The organism is Stenotrophomonas sp. P5_A8, from assembly GCF_056400545.1.
In genome coordinates, this window is the sequence record NZ_JBFULB010000601.1 from 1 (window position 1) to 937 (window position 937).

1 protein-coding gene is annotated in these 937 nt (G+C 66.5%); it reads left to right on the plus strand.

Going from position 1 to position 937, the window contains the following annotated elements:
• Positions 1-130: 130 nt before the first annotated feature.
• On the plus strand, positions 131-613 hold the full coding sequence (locus tag AC1DQP_RS20985; protein WP_478052495.1) for an REP-associated tyrosine transposase: 483 nt from the start codon (positions 131-133) through the stop codon (positions 611-613).
• The last annotated feature ends 324 nt before the right edge of the window (positions 614-937 follow it).

Here is a 937-nt window from a genome sequence, read left to right on the forward strand (position 1 = left end):
CGCCCTACCACCCGCAACGCCCCGCCCCCCGTAGAGCCGACCGTTGGTCGGCTGCCTCAGCCCACATCCCCACACCCCGAATGGACATCGCCTGATTCTTTCCGCGCCAGGCCAGCCGCACTCTGATGGCATGCCCAGCCCACGCCTCCATCACGGCCGCCACTCCAGCGTAGGCAACATCTATGCACTGACGAGCGTCGTCCATTCCCGTGTCCCCCACTTTCGCCAGCCTTGTCTGGCACAGCACGTGGCGCAGGTAATGCAGGCGTTGGAGCAGGAACAGATGGTCCGCAACCTCGCCTGGGTGGTGATGCCGGACCATGTGCATTGGCTGATGCAGCTCCGACACGGGTCCCTCGGCGCCTGCATGCAGCGCTTCAAGTCACGCAGCAGCCTGCTCATCAATCGCCAATTGAACCGCAGCGGGCCTCTCTGGCAGGCGGGCTACTTCGACCACGCGCTGCGAAACGACGAAGACCTGCACCATCAGGCGGCCTATATCCTCGCCAACCCGGTCCGCGCTGGCCTGGCACATGTAATCKGCCAGTATCCCTTCTCGTGGTGTCGCTGGCCCATCGACGCCCTACCACCCGCAACGCCCCGCCCCCCGTAGAGCCGACCGTTGGTCGGCTGACGCACCTTGGGGCCRCTGATTGGTCGGCTRCCCCACGCAACGCGGCGGATCCTTCCGATACCGCGACGTCGGGGCGGAGGGCACCTGACCAACGGTCAGCTCTACGTCGGACGCTGCCGATGTCAAGCACCCGTAGAGCCGACCGTTGGTCGGCTGCTCCACCTTGGGGCCGACCGTTGGTCGGCCGCCGCACGCAACGCGGCGGATCCTTCCAATACCGCGACGCCGGGGCGGAGGGCAGCTGACCAACGGTCAGCTCTACGTCGGACGCTGCCGATGTCAAGCACCCGTAGAGCCGACCGT